This window comes from Micromonospora sp. II (genome assembly GCF_001709195.1).
Classification (GTDB): domain Bacteria; phylum Actinomycetota; class Actinomycetes; order Mycobacteriales; family Micromonosporaceae; genus Micromonospora; species Micromonospora chalcea.
This window is the reverse complement of sequence record NZ_LYXF01000005.1, coordinates 110,610-126,636: the sequence shown is the minus strand read 5'-3', so window position 1 is coordinate 126,636 and position 16,027 is coordinate 110,610. Positions and strand designations below refer to the sequence as shown.

Annotated in this window: 13 protein-coding genes; 4 read left to right on the top strand and 9 right to left on the bottom strand. The window is 72.7% G+C overall.

The window, feature by feature from the left end; genetic code table 11:
* The 9 genes from A8711_RS02820 to A8711_RS02780 all read right to left on the bottom strand — a co-directional run bounded on the left by A8711_RS02820 (position 1) and on the right by A8711_RS02780 (position 9,274).
* On the bottom strand, positions 1-1,062 hold the full coding sequence (locus A8711_RS02820; RefSeq protein WP_176722745.1) for a glycosyltransferase family 4 protein: 1,062 nt from the start codon (positions 1,060-1,062) through the stop codon (positions 1-3).
* Positions 1,063-1,201: 139 nt separating this feature from the next.
* Complete coding sequence (locus A8711_RS02815) at positions 1,202-1,873, bottom strand: BON domain-containing protein (RefSeq protein ID WP_043328556.1); 672 nt, start codon at positions 1,871-1,873, stop codon at positions 1,202-1,204.
* 134 nt (positions 1,874-2,007) lie between these two features.
* A complete protein-coding gene (locus A8711_RS02810; RefSeq protein ID WP_069087369.1) occupies positions 2,008-3,528 on the bottom strand; it encodes a trypsin-like peptidase domain-containing protein in 1,521 nt (506 codons plus the stop codon).
* 62 nt (positions 3,529-3,590) lie between these two features.
* A complete protein-coding gene (locus A8711_RS02805; RefSeq protein WP_043328554.1) occupies positions 3,591-5,147 on the bottom strand; it encodes a cell wall metabolism sensor histidine kinase WalK in 1,557 nt (518 codons plus the stop codon).
* A complete protein-coding gene (locus tag A8711_RS02800) occupies positions 5,144-5,845 on the bottom strand; it encodes a response regulator transcription factor (RefSeq protein WP_043328553.1) in 702 nt (233 codons plus the stop codon). The genes A8711_RS02805 and A8711_RS02800 overlap by 4 nt, the downstream gene beginning before the upstream one ends.
* 64 nt (positions 5,846-5,909) lie before the next feature.
* Positions 5,910-6,530 (bottom strand): PadR family transcriptional regulator, encoded by a 621-nt coding sequence (locus A8711_RS02795; RefSeq protein WP_030503210.1) that lies wholly within the window; start codon positions 6,528-6,530, stop codon positions 5,910-5,912.
* Positions 6,527-7,366 (bottom strand): DUF4097 family beta strand repeat-containing protein, encoded by an 840-nt coding sequence (locus tag A8711_RS02790; RefSeq protein ID WP_069087368.1) that lies wholly within the window; start codon positions 7,364-7,366, stop codon positions 6,527-6,529. Before A8711_RS02790 ends, A8711_RS02795 begins: the two co-directional genes overlap by 4 nt.
* A 226-nt stretch (positions 7,367-7,592) precedes the next feature.
* Complete coding sequence (locus A8711_RS02785; RefSeq protein ID WP_069087367.1) at positions 7,593-8,450, bottom strand: 1-acyl-sn-glycerol-3-phosphate acyltransferase; 858 nt, start codon at positions 8,448-8,450, stop codon at positions 7,593-7,595.
* Between the two features lie 50 nt (positions 8,451-8,500).
* Positions 8,501-9,274 (bottom strand): GNAT family N-acetyltransferase, encoded by a 774-nt coding sequence (locus A8711_RS02780; RefSeq protein WP_069087366.1) that lies wholly within the window; start codon positions 9,272-9,274, stop codon positions 8,501-8,503.
* Between the two features lie 174 nt (positions 9,275-9,448).
* Between A8711_RS02780 and A8711_RS02775 the strand changes: the two genes are divergently transcribed.
* From A8711_RS02775 to A8711_RS02760, 4 genes are all read left to right on the top strand, one after another.
* Positions 9,449-10,105 (top strand): hypothetical protein, encoded by a 657-nt coding sequence (locus A8711_RS02775; RefSeq protein ID WP_069087399.1) that lies wholly within the window; start codon positions 9,449-9,451, stop codon positions 10,103-10,105.
* Between the two features lie 139 nt (positions 10,106-10,244).
* Positions 10,245-11,186, top strand: coding sequence for an ABC transporter ATP-binding protein (locus A8711_RS02770; RefSeq protein WP_369799327.1), 942 nt, complete (start codon positions 10,245-10,247; stop codon positions 11,184-11,186).
* Positions 11,183-12,010: an ABC transporter permease gene (locus tag A8711_RS02765; RefSeq protein ID WP_069087365.1), complete on the top strand. Its 828-nt coding sequence runs from the start codon at positions 11,183-11,185 to the stop codon at positions 12,008-12,010. The genes A8711_RS02770 and A8711_RS02765 overlap by 4 nt, the downstream gene beginning before the upstream one ends.
* 258 nt (positions 12,011-12,268) lie before the next feature.
* A complete protein-coding gene (locus A8711_RS02760; RefSeq protein ID WP_069087364.1) occupies positions 12,269-16,012 on the top strand; it encodes a multifunctional oxoglutarate decarboxylase/oxoglutarate dehydrogenase thiamine pyrophosphate-binding subunit/dihydrolipoyllysine-residue succinyltransferase subunit in 3,744 nt (1,247 codons plus the stop codon).
* Positions 16,013-16,027 lie beyond the last annotated feature (15 nt).

The following is a 16,027-nucleotide window of genomic DNA, read 5'->3' as shown; positions in this document are numbered from 1 at the left end:
TCAGCCCGCGACCGCGGGCGCGACCGCCCGGGGTGCCCGTGCGCCCGCTCGCGCGGCCAGGAAGCCCCGGTAGACCGCCTCGTAGTCGGCGGCCATCCGCTCCACCGAGAAGTTCTCCGCGACATGCGCGACGCAGTCCGCCGGATCCAGGCCGGCTGCCGCCGACAACGCCGCCGGCAGCTCGTCGGCGTCGTCGCAGACGAACCCGGTGACCCCGGAGCGGACCAGCTCCGGCACCGCGCCCCGGCGCAGCGCCACCACCGGGGTGCCGGTCGCCATCGCCTCCACCATCACCATGCCGAACGGCTCCGCCCACTGGATCGGCATGATCAGGCAACGGGCCTCCAGCAGCAGCCGCCACGCGGCCTCGCGGTCGGCGTTCAGCACGAGCGTGACGTCGTCGCCCAGCAGCGGCCGTACCACCTGTTCCAGGTAGCGGCGCTCGGCCGGCTCGTTGCACTTGCCGGCCAGCGTGAGCGGCAGCCCGGCCGCCCGGCACGCCGCGATCGCCACGTCCGGGCCCTTGTCCGGGCTGAACCGGGCCAGCCAGAGCACCGGACCCGTCCCGGGCGCCCGCTTGCGCGGGACGTCCCGCAGCGGCATCGCGTTGTGCACCGTGCCGGCCCAGGGCAGCCCCGGATTCGCCCGGCGCTGCGCGTGCGAGATCGCGACCAGGCCCACCCCCCGGTCGGTGTTGCCGAGCACGGTGCCGTACTCGCCCACCGGGTTGCCGTGCACGGTCGCGACAGTGGGCACCCGGCGGCGTCCGGCCACCAGCGGGCCGATCGTGCTGTGGTCGTGCACCAGATCGAAGTCCGCCGGGCCGATCAGGCGGTCGACGTGGGCCAGGTGCGCCAGCTCGGGCAGCGACTCGCCCATCCGCTCGTACTGCAGCTCGTCGCAGGTGGAGACGAAGTCGGCCGAGGTGCCGTGCCCGGTCCCCGCCCCGAACAGCGTCACCGCGTGCCCCCGCTCGACGAGCGCGTCGACCAGTCCCGCGACCAGCGTCTCCAGCCCGCCGTAACCGGGCGGCGGCACCGACAGCCAGGGCGGCACCACCATCGCGATCCGCAGCGGCCCGGCCCGCCAGCGCTCCGAGGACTGCTGGTTCACGGCCACGAGTCCTCCCCGCTCGGTCCCCGGCGTACCCGCTGGGTCGCGGGTTCCCGGCCCGGCCCGCGGTAAACGACACGCCGTCGGCTCAGCCGGACACCACGATCCCGACGTGCACCTCACGTACGCCCGGTAGGGCCCACGCGGCCCGTTCCGCCTCCTCGCGCTGCCACCAGGCGCCCACGACGCCGTCGAGCACCACAGTGTCGCCGTCGACCCGGGCGTCGATGCGCTCGGTGCCGGTCCGCCGCAGCAGCAGGCGGCGCAGGTCGAGGCGCTGCTGCTCGTCGCTGGGCGGGGCCGGGGGCCGTACCTCGATCAGGTTCGTCACCCCGCGTACGCCGCGCAGCCGGCGCAGCTCACGCTCGGCGGTACGGCGCTGGAAGCCGAACTCGACCTCGCCCCGGAGCATGACCCAGCCGTCGGCGACCGTCACGTCCAGCCGTTCGGCCGGCACGAAGCTGTCCCACTCCAGCGCCCGGCCGGCCGCGATCGCGATGTCGGCGTCGGTACGCCGGTCCGTGGCGGTCAGGTCGACCTCCAGGTCGCTGGCGACCGCGCGCACCCCGCGTACCCGGTGGGCGCAGCGCTCGACGGCCCACCGCCGCGCGTAGCTGTCCACCCGCCCGGTGAGCGTGACGACGCCGTCGGCGACCGTCACGCCGACGTCGGTGGCCCGGGTCTGCGCGTCCCAGTCCAGTTCGGCGAGGACGTCGCGCTGGATCAGCTGGTCGGTACGCACGGTGGACGTGGTGGTCATGCCCCCAGCGTGGCCCGGTTGCGGGTGAGCCGGTCTCACCCGCACCGGGTGAGAAAGAGGACGGGCGGCGGGCGACGGAGCCAACCCCCTTGGCTCCGTCGCCCGCCGCCCAGGAGGGAGGCAGGTCTTGGGGACTATGACGTCTCGGCGAGCGTCACGGTTGCGGTCTCGGCGGATCCGTTTCGCTTGTACTCGACCTCGACCCGGTCGCCGACCTTGCCGGCCTGCACCGCGCCGACCAGATCGTTCGAGTCGTTGATCACCTTGTCACCGAACTTGGTGATCACGTCGCCGCGCTGGAGCCCGGCCTTCTCGGCGGGGCTGCCCGGAGTGACGGCGGCGACGAGCGCGCCGCCGTCCTCGGCGCCGTTCACGCTCACCCCGAGCGAGGGGTGGCTGATCTTCTCGCCGCGCTGGAGCTTCTCGGCCACGTCCTTGGCCTTGTTGCTCGGGATGGCGAAGCCCACGCCGATGTTGCCGGTGCTGCCCTGCCCGGCGGTGGCGATGGCGGTGTTGATGCCGATCACCTCGCCCCGGGTGTTGACGAGCGCGCCGCCGGAGTTGCCCGGGTTGATCGGGGCGTCGGTCTGCAGCAGGCCGGAGATCGAGCTGGCGCCCTGCTGCGGGTTCTGCTGGCCGCTGCCCGCCTGGATGGTGCGGTCGCGGGCGCTGAGGATGCCGGCGGTGACCGAGCCCTGCAGGCCGAGCGGGCTGCCCAGGGCGAGCACCTGGTCACCGACCTGCATGGCGTCGCTGTCGCCGAACTTCGCCGCCTTCAGGTCGCTGACCCCGCTGGCCTGGACCACCGCGAGGTCGGTCTTCGGGTCGGTCCCGACGATCTTGGCGGTCGCGCTCTTGCCGTTGGCGAAGACCACCCGGACGGTGTCGCCACCGGCGCCGGCCACCACGTGGTTGTTCGTCAGCACGAACCCGTCGGCGCTGAGGATCACCCCGGATCCCTCACCGCTGCCCGTCATGATCGTGACGATGCTGTCCTGGACGGACGCCGCGATCTTGGGCAGGTCGGCGCTGTTGATGATCGGGGCGGCGGAGTAGGTGCGGGTCGGGCCGTCCCCGTCGAGCGCGAGCGCCAGCGCGCCGCCGGCCACGCCCGAGCCGAACATCAGCGCCAGCGCCAGCGCGCCCACGCCGACGATCTTCCCGGCCCGGCTGGGCCGCGCCGGCTGCGGCGTGCCCCACGGCGGGGTCGGCTGCCCGGCCTGGTACGGCTGGTAGCCGTGCTGCCCGTGCTGTCCGTGCTGTCCCTGGTACGGCTGCGCCTGGTACGACGGGACCGGCCCGCCGCTGTGCGGCGCCGACTGGTAGCCCGAGCCACTCTGCTGCTGGGCCCAGCCGTGCTGCTGGTGCTGCTGCCCGTACCAGGGGTGCTGCTGCTGCGCCGCGGCCTGGTACGGCGTCCCACCCTGCGGCGGGTACGGGCCGGCCGGCGGAGCGGCCGGGTTCGTGGTTCCGGCCTGCGCCGTGGTTCCGGCGGCCGGGGAGTCGGCCGGAACCGGCGCGGCAGCCGGTGTGTTCGAGGTGTTCGAGGAGTCCGACGTCCCGCTCTCGACGCGGGGCAGCTCGGCGGTGTGGTGCGACGGCTCGGCGTCGGCGGGGGCCGGCGACCGCTGCGGATCGGTCTCGTGGTCGGTCATGCCCCCAGCTTTCCCTGTGGCACTGTCATCAGCCTGGAATCCGCCTGGAAGTTTTCTGAACGTCACTCGCCCGGCTCGGGCGCCTCGGGCAGCAGCGGCAGCTTCACCCGGAACGTCGCCCCGCCGCCGGGGGTCTTGTCCACCTCGACGGTGCCGTGGTGCGCGGCCACGAGCGCGGCCACGATGGCCAGGCCGAGGCCGGTGCTGATCGGCCCGCCGGCCCGCCGGGTACGGGCGGCGTCCACCCGGTAGAACCGTTCGAAGACCCGCTCGGCCTGCTCCGGCGTGAGGCCGGGACCGGTGTCCGCCACCTCCACCACGGCGAGGTTGCCCGCCTCCGCCCGCAGCCGCAGCGTCACCGAGGCGTCCGGTGGGGTGTGGGTGAGCGCGTTCGTCATCAGGTTGCCGATCACCTGGCGCAGCCGGGCGTCGTCGCCGAGCACCACCAGCGGGCCCGCGCCCGGATCCCGCTCCAGCTCGATCCGCCGGTCCGGGGCGACCACCCGGGCCGCCTCCACCGCGTCCGAGGCCAGCACCGGCAGCTCGACCGGGGCCAGCGCGATCGGCCGTTCCCGGTCCATCCGCGCCAGCAGCAGCAGGTCCTCCACCAGCAGCCCCATCCGGGCCGCCTCGTCCTCGATGCGGCGCAGCAGGTCGGCGGTCTGCTCCGGCGCGCGCGCCGCGCCCTGCCGGTACAGCTCGGCGAAGCCCCGGATCGTGGTCAACGGCGTCCGCAGCTCATGCGAGGCGTCGGCGATGAACTGCCGCATCCGCTCCTCGGACCGGCGGGCCCGCGCCTCCGACGCCTGCGCGTACGCGGCCGCGTCCCGCGCGCCCATCTCGGCGCTGCGCGCCGCCGCCTCGGAGGCGGCCCGCGCGGTGAACGCGGCCTCGATCTGCGCCAGCATCGCGTTCAACGCCCGGGACAGGCGACCCAGCTCGGACGTCGGGCACGGCCGTCCCATCTCCGGGTCGGGCACGCGCCGGGTCAGGTCGCCGCCGGCGATGGCGGCCGCCGTACGCTCTATCTCCACCAGCGGCTTCAGGCTGGTACGGACGATTCCGGCGCCGACGGACGCCAGTGAGATCAGCACCGCGCCCCCGACCAGAAGGTCGATCCACACGAGCTGTCGAACGGCGGAGTCGACACCGGTGAGGTGCTGCCCGAACGCGATGATCCGCCCGTCGGGCAGGTCGGCGTAGAGCATCCGCCACCGGCTGCGGCCGTCCTCGGAGCGCACGGTGAACGGGTCACCCACCCGCTCCCGGTATCCGGCGTAGTCGGCTGGGAACCGCGGCAGTTCCTCGTCGCGCAGGCCCTCGTAGCGGTACGGCCCCTCCGGCAGCGACCTCGGCGCGATCACGGACGCCACGTAGTCCGACGGAATGGTGATCTTGATCTGGTCGCCTTGGGGCTTGTCGAGCGTGTTGGCCACCGTGAGCGCCCCGCCGCGCAGCTGGTCGTCCGCCTGGCCGATCAGATAGTTGCGCAGCAGGAACGCCGTCAGGCCGCTGATCACGACCAGGGCCGCGGCCACGAGCGCGAGGACGGCGGCGACGAGCTTCAGCCGGAGCGGGACGCTGCGCAGCCTGCCCTTCGCGTCGTGGACGACGTTCACGCCGCCGGCTTGCGTAGCACGTAACCCACTCCCCGGAGCGTGTGGATCAGCCGCGGCTGGGTGTTGTCGACCTTGCGGCGCAGATACGAGATGTACGACTCGACGATGTTGTCGTCACCGCGGAAGTCGTAGTTCCAGACGTGGTCGAGGATCTGCGCCTTGCTGAGCACCCGGTTGGCGTTGAGCATCAGGTAGCGCAGCAGCTTGAACTCGGTCGGCGAGAGCTGCACCCGCTGACCGGCGCGGTGCACCTCGTGCGTCTCCTCGTCCAGCTCCAGGTCGGCGAAGGTGAGCCGGGACGGGGTCTGGTCGCCGGTCGCGGTGCGCCGCAGCACGGCCCGGATCCGGGCGGTCAGCTCCTCCAGGCTGAACGGCTTGGTGACGTAGTCGTCGCCGCCCAGGGTGAGCCCGCGGATCTTGTCGTCGGTGGCGTCGCGCGCGGTCAGGAAGACCACCGGGGTACGGGTGCCGCCCTCGCGGAGCATCCGGATGACCTCGAAGCCGTCCAGGTCGGGCAGCATCACGTCCAGCACCACCAGGTCGGGCCGGTGGTCCTTGGCCGCGTTCAGCGCGGCGCTGCCGCTGGTCGCGGTGGCCACGTCGAAGCCCGCGAAACGCAGGCTCGCGGAGAGCAGTTCGAGGATGTTGGGATCGTCCTCGACCACGAGCAGTCGAGCCTCCGTCTGGGTAGCCGCCATGGGCCCCATCATCCGCGCTCCGGCTGCGGCCACGCTGGGTGGACCCTGGAAACAACCTGTGAGATCAGCGGAACAGTCGCCGCAGCCCTTCGGCCGCTCCGTCGAGCATCCGGATCGCGGTCCGGAGCTGGTTGTCACTGAGCCGCCGCGCCCGTACCAGCGCGCCGACCTCGACCGTGAACGCGGCCAGCCGCTTGTCGAACTCGGCGAGCAGCGGCGAGTCGTCCGGACGGGCCGATCCCCCGTCGCCCGCCGGCCGGGCCGTGGCGGAGGCCGTCCACGCGCCCTGCCGGGTCTGCCGGGCCACCTCGCGCAGTTCGCGCTTCAGGTCGCGGACCGAGCCGCGTACCTCGTTGTGGATCTCACCGGCCAGCGCGGACAGGTCCTCGACCGCGGCGCCGATGTCGGCCTCCAGGGTCGACAGCTCGTCGGCGCGCTGCCGCAGTTCGGCGCGGCCCGCCTCGGTGATCTCGTAGACCTTGCGGCCGCCCACGGCGGTGTGCGTGACCAGGCCCTCCGCCTCCATCCGTTGCAGACGGGGGTAGATGGTGCCGGCGCTGGGCGCGTACAGGCCGAGGAAGCGGTCCTCCAGCAGGCGGATCAGCTCGTATCCGTGCTTCGGGCCGTCGTCGAGCAGCTTCAGCAGGTAGAGCCGGAGCCGGCCGTGGCTGAACACGGCGGTCACGGCAGCTCCTCCACGTCCTCGGCGGTCGCGACCGGGCGGGCGAGCAGCGCGATGCTGCCGGAGGTCGCGGAGGCCCAGAGCCTACCCGTACCGCCGCCGAGCACGCCGTGGCTGTCCTTGATCGAACCGAAGCCGCGCTGCCCGCCGTCCACCTGCGGAAAGCCGCTGGTGATCTTGCCGGCGGTGGTGTGCAGGTGCACCGTGAGGTCGCTGTCCTCGCGAACCCGTACGGTGATGCTGCCGGAGATGGCGCTGAGCCGGATCTCGCTGCCCCGCAGGTTGTCCAGGTCGCAGGTGATCGAGCCGGAGACGGCGTGGGCGCGTACCCGCTCGGGCGCGCTGTCGGCGAGGATCAGCTCACCGGAGACCGTCTCCAGGTCGAGGTCGCCGCCGATGCCGAGCGCCTCGACCGGGCCGGAGATGACCTTGGCGCTGGTGCGTCCCCGCAACCCCCGCAGCGTGACCTCGCCGGACGTGACGTCGACCCTGGTGTCCCCGCGCAGGCCGGAGGCGACGAGCGTGCCGTCCACCAGGTGCAGGTCAGCGAGGACCTCGGCCGGTACGGCGACCGACACCTCGGCGCGATACCGGCGGTGGAAGCCGCCGAAGGACCAGAGCACGCCCGGCCACCGGGTCGGCCGCTCGTGCTGGACGGTCAGCCGGCCGTCGCGCATCTCGACCAGGAGTGGCCGCCGGCCGATCCGGGTGACGTCGACCCGTGCCGGGCCGTCCGTGGCGACCACGTTGAGCCGGCCGCTGACCAGCCGGACGTCGAGCCGGGTGACCGGCTCGTCCACCGTGATCCGCTGCGGGCTGTCGACCGTCCAGTTGGTCATGGCGTCCTCCCCTCGACGACGTACCGACCGACGGCACGTCGAGTAACACGGGGAGCGTAACGCGATACATCGCGACTGAACAAGCGCCTATCGCGACTGTGTCGCGTCTCCGACGCCCGTTCGCCCCCTCGTCCGCCCGCAGCCGGTAGATCTTGGAAGCAAAAGGTCCTCATGACGGCCGTTTGCTTCCAAGATCTCTGATGGTCCGGCGCGACGCGCGCGCCGGTCAGGCCTGCGGACGGGCGGGGCCGGGCGGGGTCGGGTGGATCGCGGCCTCGGCGGCCCGGGCCAGCGCCCTACGATCCGCCCCCGGCGCCGGGTAGAGCGCGGCCCGCACCGTCACGACCACTGTCAGGTCCCGGGCGGCGAGCACCCGGCGCATCGAGGCCCACAGCGTCTCCTCGCCGAGGAAGGCGGCGAGCGTGCCCGGGTCACCGCCGTACCGGTAGGCGAGGTCCAGCGGCACCACCGGCGTGCCGGTGGCCACGGCGGCCTGGAACATCGCCGGGCGGAAGCCACCGGCCGGGCGACAGTCGGTGGCGGCGCCGCACCAGGTCGTACCCTCCGGGAAGACCGCCACCGGCCGCCCGGAGCGCAGCGACTCGGCCACGCGCGCGACGGTGGCGGGCAGGTCGCGCGGGCGGGACCGGTCCACGAACACGGTGCCCGCCGCGGCGGCGAGCGCACCCACCACCGGCCAGCGCCGCACCTCGCGTTTGGCCAGCATCCGGGCCGGCGAGACCGCCAGCACCGCCAGGACGTCCAGCCAGGAGACGTGGTTGGCGACCAGCAGCGCCCGGCCGCGCGGCGCCCGGCCCCGGGCCACCAGCCGCACCCCGAGGGTACGCAGCGTCCACCGCGCCCAGCCGCGCGTCGCGGCCCGCCCACGCGCCGCCGGCAGCAGCGGCAGGAGCGCGGCCAGGCCGGCCCCGGCCAGCAGCATTCCGAGTACGCCGAGCAGCCGTCCCGCCCGGCGCAGCCGCGACACGTCCGGGGTGGTGGGCGGCGGCAGGCAGTCCGGCCCGCAGCCCGACGCGGGCCGCCACAGGCCCTCCCCCGGCCCGCCCCCGGCACGACCGGCCACGCCCCCGACGGGACCGGCCGCGGCCCTGCCACGCGGAGGAGCATCCGCGGTCACGAGCCGCCGCCGAGAAAGTGCCGCAGGTAGCGCGGGTTCATCCGGTCGAGCGAGAACAGCACGTAGAAGTCGGCGCAGCCGAAGTCGCTGTCGTACGCCGGCTCACCGGCCACCCAGGCGCCGAGCCGCAGGTAGCCGCGCAGCAGCGGCGGCACGAGCGCCCGGCCCCCGGCGGGGGTGAGCGCGCCCGGGTCGGCGGCGGGCGCCTCGGTGAACCAGGGTCGGCGCGGGGTGACCCGCAGCGCCGGCGGGGCCAGGTGCCGGGCGCTGACCTCGGCCCACACCGCGGCGGCGGCGACCCCGCCGTCGGTGACCGGCACCGAGGCGCAGCCGCCGAGCCAGCGGGAGCCGCGCAGATGCAGGTAGCGGCAGATCCCGGCCCACATCAGGTTGATCACGGCGCCGGTCCGGTGGTCCGGGTGCACGCACGAGCGGCCCGCCTCGACCAGGTCGTCGCGGAGCGGGGCGAGCGGGCGCAGGTCGAACTCGCCGTCGGCGTACCGGCGTGCGGTGCGGCCGGGTGGCAGCAGCCGGTACGTGCCGACGACCTCGCCGGTGCCCTCGCGCAGCACCACCAGGTGGTCGCAGTGCGCGTCGAACTCGTCGGAGTCGAGCCCGGTGACGGCGCTCGGCACTGTGGCACCGAGTTCGCCGGCGAACACCTCGTGGCGCAGGCGTTGCGCGGCCGCGACCAGTGTCGGGTCGTCGGCGATCAGCAGGGTGTAACCGCTGGTCGTGAGCGGTGCGCCAGCGGCGTGCAGAACGGCCATGGCTCCTGTGTAGGTGCCGTGGGTTGCCACCGGGCGGGGTGAGGGGTGTCGATCCGGTGAACGCCGGTCGGCGGCGTCGTGCGCACCGGGACGGCCGGTGCCGCGCGGGGGTGTGCGAGGCTGCCGGACGGACCACCGGCGAGGGCGCCGGCGGAGGTGAACCCGGAGGTGCGCATGCTGGTCGAGGCCCGGTTCCAGGGACCGGACGGTTCGGGCAACGGCGGCTGGAGCGCCGGGATCTTCGCCGCGCTGATCGACGACCGGGGGCCGGTGGAGGTCACGTTGCGCCGGCCGCCGCCGCTGGAGACCCCGCTGACCGCCGCCGACGGCGAGGTACGCGACCCGGACGGCCAGTTGATCGCCCAGGTACGCCGGGTGGAGCCGGTCGAGGCGGTGGTGCCGCCGGTGGACCGGGCGACGGCGGCCGACGCCGCGCGGGCGTACCCCGGTCTGCTGGACCACCCGTTTCCCCGCTGCTTCGTCTGCGGCCCGGCGCACCCGGACGGCCTGCGGATCTTCCCGGGGCGGCTGCCGGACGGGCGGACCGCCGCGCCGTTCCGCGCCCCGGCCGAGGTGACGCCCGCGACCGTGTGGGCGGCGCTGGACTGCCCCGGTGGCTGGGCGGTGCTCGCGCCCGGCCGCCCGTACGTCCTGGGGCGGATCGCCGCACAGGTCACGGCGCTGCCACGACCCGGCGACGAATGCGTGGTGACCGGCCTCGCGGTGGGCGGTGAGGGGCGGAAGGCGGAGGTGCACACCAGCCTGTACGGTGCGGACGGCGCATTGCTCGGCCGCGCCCGGGCCACCTGGGTGGCGCTGGCGACCGCCTGATGTCCTACCTGAGGAGGACGGCGCGTACACGTCCCGCCTGATTGACCCCCTTGCGCCGGGTTGGAAGGCTGTTGCGGGGCGCCCCCGCAACAGCGCCCCCCACCGGCGCGCGTCATGCCCGCCGGGGCAGGAGAGGAGAATGATGTCCGACGGGCAGCCACGCCCCAGTGCCGGGACCGGCCAGATCATCGTGTCCGGCCTGACCAAGCAATACAAGACCGTCCGCGCGGTGGACAACCTGTCGTTCACCGTCGAGCCGGGCCGGGTCACCGGCTTCCTCGGCCCGAACGGCGCCGGTAAGACGACCACGCTGCGCATGCTGCTGAACCTGGTGACGCCGAGTGCCGGCACGGCCACCATCGGCGGCAGCCGGTACGCCGACCTGCCCGACCCGCTGCGCACGGTGGGCGCGGTGCTGGAGGCGTCCAGCGCGCACAAGGGCCGCACCGGCATCAACCACCTGCGGGTGATCTGCGCGGCGGCCGGGCTGCCGAAGGAGCGCGCCGACGAGGCGCTCGCCCTGGTGGGGCTCTCGCCCGCGGCGAAGCGCAAGTTCAAGGGCTACTCGCTGGGCATGAAGCAGCGCCTCGGCATCGCCGCCGCGATGCTCGGCAACCCGCAGGTGCTGATCCTGGACGAGCCGGCCAACGGCCTGGACCCGGAGGGCATCCGCTGGATGCGCGGTTTCCTCAAGGGTCTCGCCGCCGAGGGTCGTACGGTGCTGGTCTCCAGCCACCTGCTCTCCGAGATGCAGCTGCTCGCCGACGACGTGGTGATCATCGCGGCCGGCAAGCTGGTCCGGCAGGGTCCGGTCGACCAGGTGATGGCGTCGATGACGCACGGCGTCCGGGTGCGGGTGCGCACCCCGCAGGCCGACGAGCTGGCCACGGTGCTGCGCGAGCAGTCCGCCACCGTCGACGCCGACCCGCACGGCGCGCTGCTGGTCAGCGGCGTGGACGCCCCGACCGTGGGCCGCCTCGCACTGGCCGCCAAGGTCGAGCTGCACGAGCTGACCACCGAGCGGCCCGACCTCGAAGGGGTCTTCCTGGAGCTGACGGCCGGAAAGGCGGAGATCCGATGACGCTTGTCCGATCCGAACTGCTCAAGATCCGTACCACCAGCACCTGGTGGATCTTCGGGCTGATCAGCCTGCCGCTCTGGGCGCTGGCGCTGCTGTTCAACTGGTTGCAGACCGACGCGCTGGCCGGCGGGGACTTCGGCGAGGTGYCGGCCGAGCAGTCCGACCAGTTGCAGGCCATCTCGGCCGCCGACAACCTGGCGGCCAACCTCTACACCAACGGCCAGTTCTTCGGCCTGCTCATCGTGCTGCTGCTCGGCATCGTGGTGGTGACCAGCGAGTTCTTCCACCAGACGGTGACCACCACGTTCCTCACCGCGCCGCACCGCACCGCGGTGATGCTGGCCAAACTGGCCGCGGCCGGCGTGCTGGCGCTGCTGTTCTGGGTCGTCACCACGGTGCTGAACCTGATCACCGCGCCGCTGATCCTCAGCTCGGTGGACGTCGGCTCGCAGCTCGGCAGCGGGGCGATCTGGCGGGCGATCGCGCTCAACGGCCTGGCCTACGTGCTCTGGTCGGTGCTCGGCGTCGGGCTCGGCGTGCTGATCCGCAGCCAGATCGGCGCCACCGTGACCGGCATCCTGTTCTACCTGGGTGGCGCGATCGGCGCGGCGATCGTGCTGAGCCTGCTCGCCTCGCGGTACGGCGACTGGATCAACAAGCTCCAGCTGCTGGTTCCGTCGCTGGCCTCCGGGCTCATGGTGGGCGGCGACACCAACATCCCGGGCAACCCGCCGCAGTGGGCGGGCGCGCTGGTGCTGATCGGGTACGCGGTGGTGGCCGGCGCGATCGGCGTCGCCACGATCCGCAAGCGCGACATCTCCTGACCTCGCGCTCAGGCCGGGCCCCGGCCGGTGACACCCGTCACCGGCCGGGGCCTTCGCCGTCTAGCAGGAGTCGCCGGATCACGCAGCGTTTGCCGAACTTCTGGCATCTTCTGTGAAACGGACCACCAGCCGGAGGCGAGAATGCCTGCGCTCAGCGCACGGCGTAGCCTTGGCATCGGTTTACCCAGCGTCGGCAACCGGGGGTCACCGGGGGCCACCGTGACATTCACAACCGCGTGAAAGAGGCGATTAGCGGCCGTGTCGACCCAGCAGACTTCGCAGGAGAACCCACTGGCGGGTTTCGGCCCGAACGAGTGGATCGTCGAGGAGATGTACCAGCGCTACCTCGCCGACCCCTCGAGCGTCGATTCGGCCTGGCACGACTTCTTCGCCGACTACCGGCCGGCCCCGGGCGCCGCCACGCCGCGCCCGGAGGGGCAGGCCAAGCCGGCCGCGAAGCCGGAGCCGGCCGAGCAGCAGGAAGCAGTGGCCACGGTCAAGGAGCAGCCCGCCAAGGCGGCCCCCGCCAAGGCCGAGCCGAAGGCGGCCGCCCCGGCCAAGCCCGCCGCCAAGCCGGCGGCGAAGGCGCCTGAGCCGGCCAAGAAGTCCGCCCCGGCCAAGCCGGCCGCCAAGGCGCCGACCGCGAGCGCCGCCGGCACCACGACGCTGCGCGGCGTGGCCGCCAAGATCGTGCAGAACATGGACGCGTCGCTGTCGGTCCCGACCGCCACCAGCGTGCGCGCCGTCCCGGCCAAGCTGCTCGTCGACAACCGCATCGTGATCAACAACCACCTCACCCGGGGTCGCGGCGGCAAGGTCAGCTTCACCCACCTGATCGGGTACGCGCTCGTCCGCGCCGTCGTCGAGCACCCGGAGATGAACAACTCCTTCGCCGAGGTCGACGGCAAGCCGGCGATGGTCCGCCCGGAGCACGTCAACCTGGGCATCGCGATCGACCTGGTCAAGCCGGACGGCTCGCGCAACCTGGTGGTGCCGTCCATCAAGGGCTGCGAGCAGATGGACTTCCGGCAGTTCTGGCAGGCGTACGAGGACGTGGTCCGGCGCGCCCGCCGCAACGAGCTGACCATGGAGGACTACTCCGGCACCACGATCTCGCTGACCAACCCGGGCGGCATCGGCACCGTGCACTCGATCCCGCGCCTGATGCAGGGGCAGAGCGCCATCATCGGCGTCGGCGCGATGGAGTACCCGGCCCCCTACCAGGGCATGAGCGAGGCCACCCTGGCCCAGCTCGCGGTCAGCAAGGTCATCACGCTGACCAGCACGTACGACCACCGGATCATCCAGGGCGCGCAGTCCGGCGAGTTCCTGAAGGTCATGCACGAGCTGCTGCTCGGTGAGCGCGGCTTCTACGACGACATCTTCACCTCGCTGCGCATCCCGTACGAGCCGGTGCGCTGGATGCGCGACGTCGCAGTCGACAGCGAAGGCCAGATCAACAAGACCGCGCGGGTGCACGAGCTGATCCACGCGTACCGGGTGCGCGGCCACCTGATGGCCGACACCGACCCGCTGGAGTTCAAGATCCGGAAGCACCCGGACCTGGACGTCCTCCAGCACGGGCTCACGCTCTGGGACCTCGACCGCGTCTTCCCGGTCAACGGCTTCGCCGGCCAGCAGCGGATGAAGCTGCGCTCGATCCTCGGCGTGCTACGCGACTCGTACTGCCGCCGGGTCGGTATCGAGTACATGCACATCCAGGACCCGGAGGAGCGGCGCTGGATCCAGGAGCGGGTCGAGCGCAAGTACGAGAAGCCGAGCCAGGACGAGCAGAAGCACGTGCTGAACCGGCTCAACGCCGCCGAGGCGTTCGAGACGTTCCTGCAGACCAAGTACGTCGGCCAGAAGCGCTTCTCGCTGGAGGGCGGCGAGTCGCTGATCCCGCTGCTCGGCGAGGTGCTGGAGTGCTCCGCCGAGGCCGGGCTGGACGAGGTCGTCATCGGCATGGCCCACCGCGGCCGGCTCAACGTGCTGGCGAACATCGTCGGCAAGCCGTACGAGAAGATCTTCTCCGAGTTCGAGGGGCACCTCGACCCGCGCTCCACCCAGGGCTCGGGCGACGTGAAGTACCACCTCGGCCAGAACGGCAAGTTCACCACTCCGGACGGCGAGCACGCGGTCAAGGTGTCGGTGGTGGCGAACCCGTCGCACCTGGAGGCCGTCGACCCGGTGCTGGAGGGGATAGTCCGGGCCAAGCAGGACCGGATCGATCTCAAGCTGGAGGGCTACACCGTGCTGCCGCTGGCGGTGCACGGTGACGCCGCCTTCGCCGGCCAGGGCGTGGTCGCCGAGACGCTCAACCTGTCCCAGCTGCGCGGCTACCGCACCGGCGGCACCGTGCACGTGGTCGTCAACAACCAGGTCGGCTTCACCACCGCCCCGGAGTACAGCCGGTCCAGCCTCTACAGCACCGACGTGGCCCGGATGATCCAGGCGCCGATCTTCCACGTGAACGGCGACGACCCGGAGGCAGTGGTCCGGGTGGCCCGCCTCGCGTTCGAGTACCGGCAGGCGTTCAACAAGGACGTCGTGATCGACATGGTCTGCTACCGCCGGCGCGGGCACAACGAGGGCGACGACCCGTCGATGTCCAACCCGGAGATGTACAAGATCATCGACTCCAAGCGGTCGGTCCGGAAGCTCTACACCGAGGAGCTGATCGGGCGCGGCGACATCACCGTGGAGGACGCGGAGGAGCTGCTGCGCGACTACCAGGGGCAGCTGGAGCGGGTCTTCAAGGCCACCCGGGACGCCGCGACCACACCGCGTCAGCTCAGCCGCCCGCCGCGGGAGGAGGAGCCGGAGCCGCATGTCGACACCGCCACCGACGCCGCGGTGGTCAAGGCGATCGGCGAGGCGCACGTCAACCTGCCGGAGGGCTTCACCCCGCACAAGCGGATCCAGCAGCTGCTGGAGCGGCGCCGCAAGATGTCCGTCGAGGGCGGCATCGACTGGGGCTTCGCCGAGATCATCGCGTTCGGCACGCTGCTGCACGACGGCGTCACCGTCCGGCTCGCCGGGCAGGACTCGCGCCGCGGCACGTTCGTCCAGCGGCACGCCTCGGTGGTCGACGCCAAGACCGGCGAGGACTACCTGCCGCTGATGTCGCTCACCGCCGACGGCGAGCGGTCGCGCTTCTTTGTCCACGACTCGCTGCTCTCCGAGTACGCGGCCATGGGCTTCGAGTACGGCTACTCGGTGGAGAACATCAACGCGCTGGTGGCCTGGGAGGCCCAGTTCGGTGACTTCGTCAACGGCGCCCAGTCGGTGATCGACGAGTTCATCTCGTCCGGCGAGGTGAAGTGGGGTCAGCGCTCCGCGGTGACGCTGCTGCTGCCGCACGGCCACGAGGGCCAGGGCCCGGACCACACGTCCGGCCGCCCGGAGCGGTTCCTCCAGCTCTGCGCCGAGGACAACATGCGGGTGGCCATCCCGACCACCCCGGCGAACTACTTCCACCTGCTGCGCCGCCAGGCCATGTCGCCCAAGCGCAAGCCGCTGGTGGTGTTCACGCCGAAGTCGCTGCTGCGGCACAAGCTCTGCGTGTCGCCGGTGGAGGACTTCACCACCGGGACGTTCCAGCCCGTGCTGGCCGACACCGCGGCTCCGGCGCCGGAGCAGGTGAAGCGGGTGCTGCTCTGCTCGGGCAAGGTCTACTACGACCTGTTCCAGGCCCGGCAGGAGCGGGGCGTGACGGACACCGCGATCATCCGGATGGAGCAGCTCTACCCGCTGCCCGTCGAGGAGGTCCGGGCCGCGCTCGCGCAGTACCCGAACGCCGAGGACTTCGCCTGGGTCCAGGAGGAGCCGGCCAACCAGGGCGCCTGGTCGTTCGTCGCGCTCAACCTGCTGGAGCACCTGCCCGAGGTCCGGCTGCGCCGCATCTCCCGGCCGGCCGCCGCCGCCCCGGCGGTGGGCTCGGCGAAGATGCACGAGGTCGAGCAGAACGCGCTGATCGAGGCGGCTCTCCCCCGCCCGTGACACCACCGGCAGCGG

Excerpts from the sequence above, each read along its gene's own strand:
- A8711_RS02820 (WP_176722745.1), bottom strand. The coding sequence starts at position 1,062 with ATGGTGGTGCCGCCCTGGCTGTCGGTGCCGCCGCCCGGTTACGGCGGG.
- A8711_RS02780 (WP_069087366.1), bottom strand. The coding sequence starts at position 9,274 with ATGGCCGTTCTGCACGCCGCTGGCGCACCGCTCACGACCAGCGGTTAC.
- A8711_RS02775 (WP_069087399.1), top strand. The coding sequence starts at position 9,449 with ATGCTGGTCGAGGCCCGGTTCCAGGGACCGGACGGTTCGGGCAACGGC.
- A8711_RS02770 (WP_369799327.1), top strand. The coding sequence starts at position 10,245 with ATGATGTCCGACGGGCAGCCACGCCCCAGTGCCGGGACCGGCCAGATC.
- A8711_RS02800 (WP_043328553.1), bottom strand. The coding sequence starts at position 5,845 with ATGGCGGCTACCCAGACGGAGGCTCGACTGCTCGTGGTCGAGGACGAT.
- A8711_RS02810 (WP_069087369.1), bottom strand. The coding sequence starts at position 3,528 with ATGACCGACCACGAGACCGATCCGCAGCGGTCGCCGGCCCCCGCCGAC.
- A8711_RS02790 (WP_069087368.1), bottom strand. The coding sequence starts at position 7,366 with ATGACCAACTGGACGGTCGACAGCCCGCAGCGGATCACGGTGGACGAG.
- A8711_RS02815 (WP_043328556.1), bottom strand. The coding sequence starts at position 1,873 with ATGACCACCACGTCCACCGTGCGTACCGACCAGCTGATCCAGCGCGAC.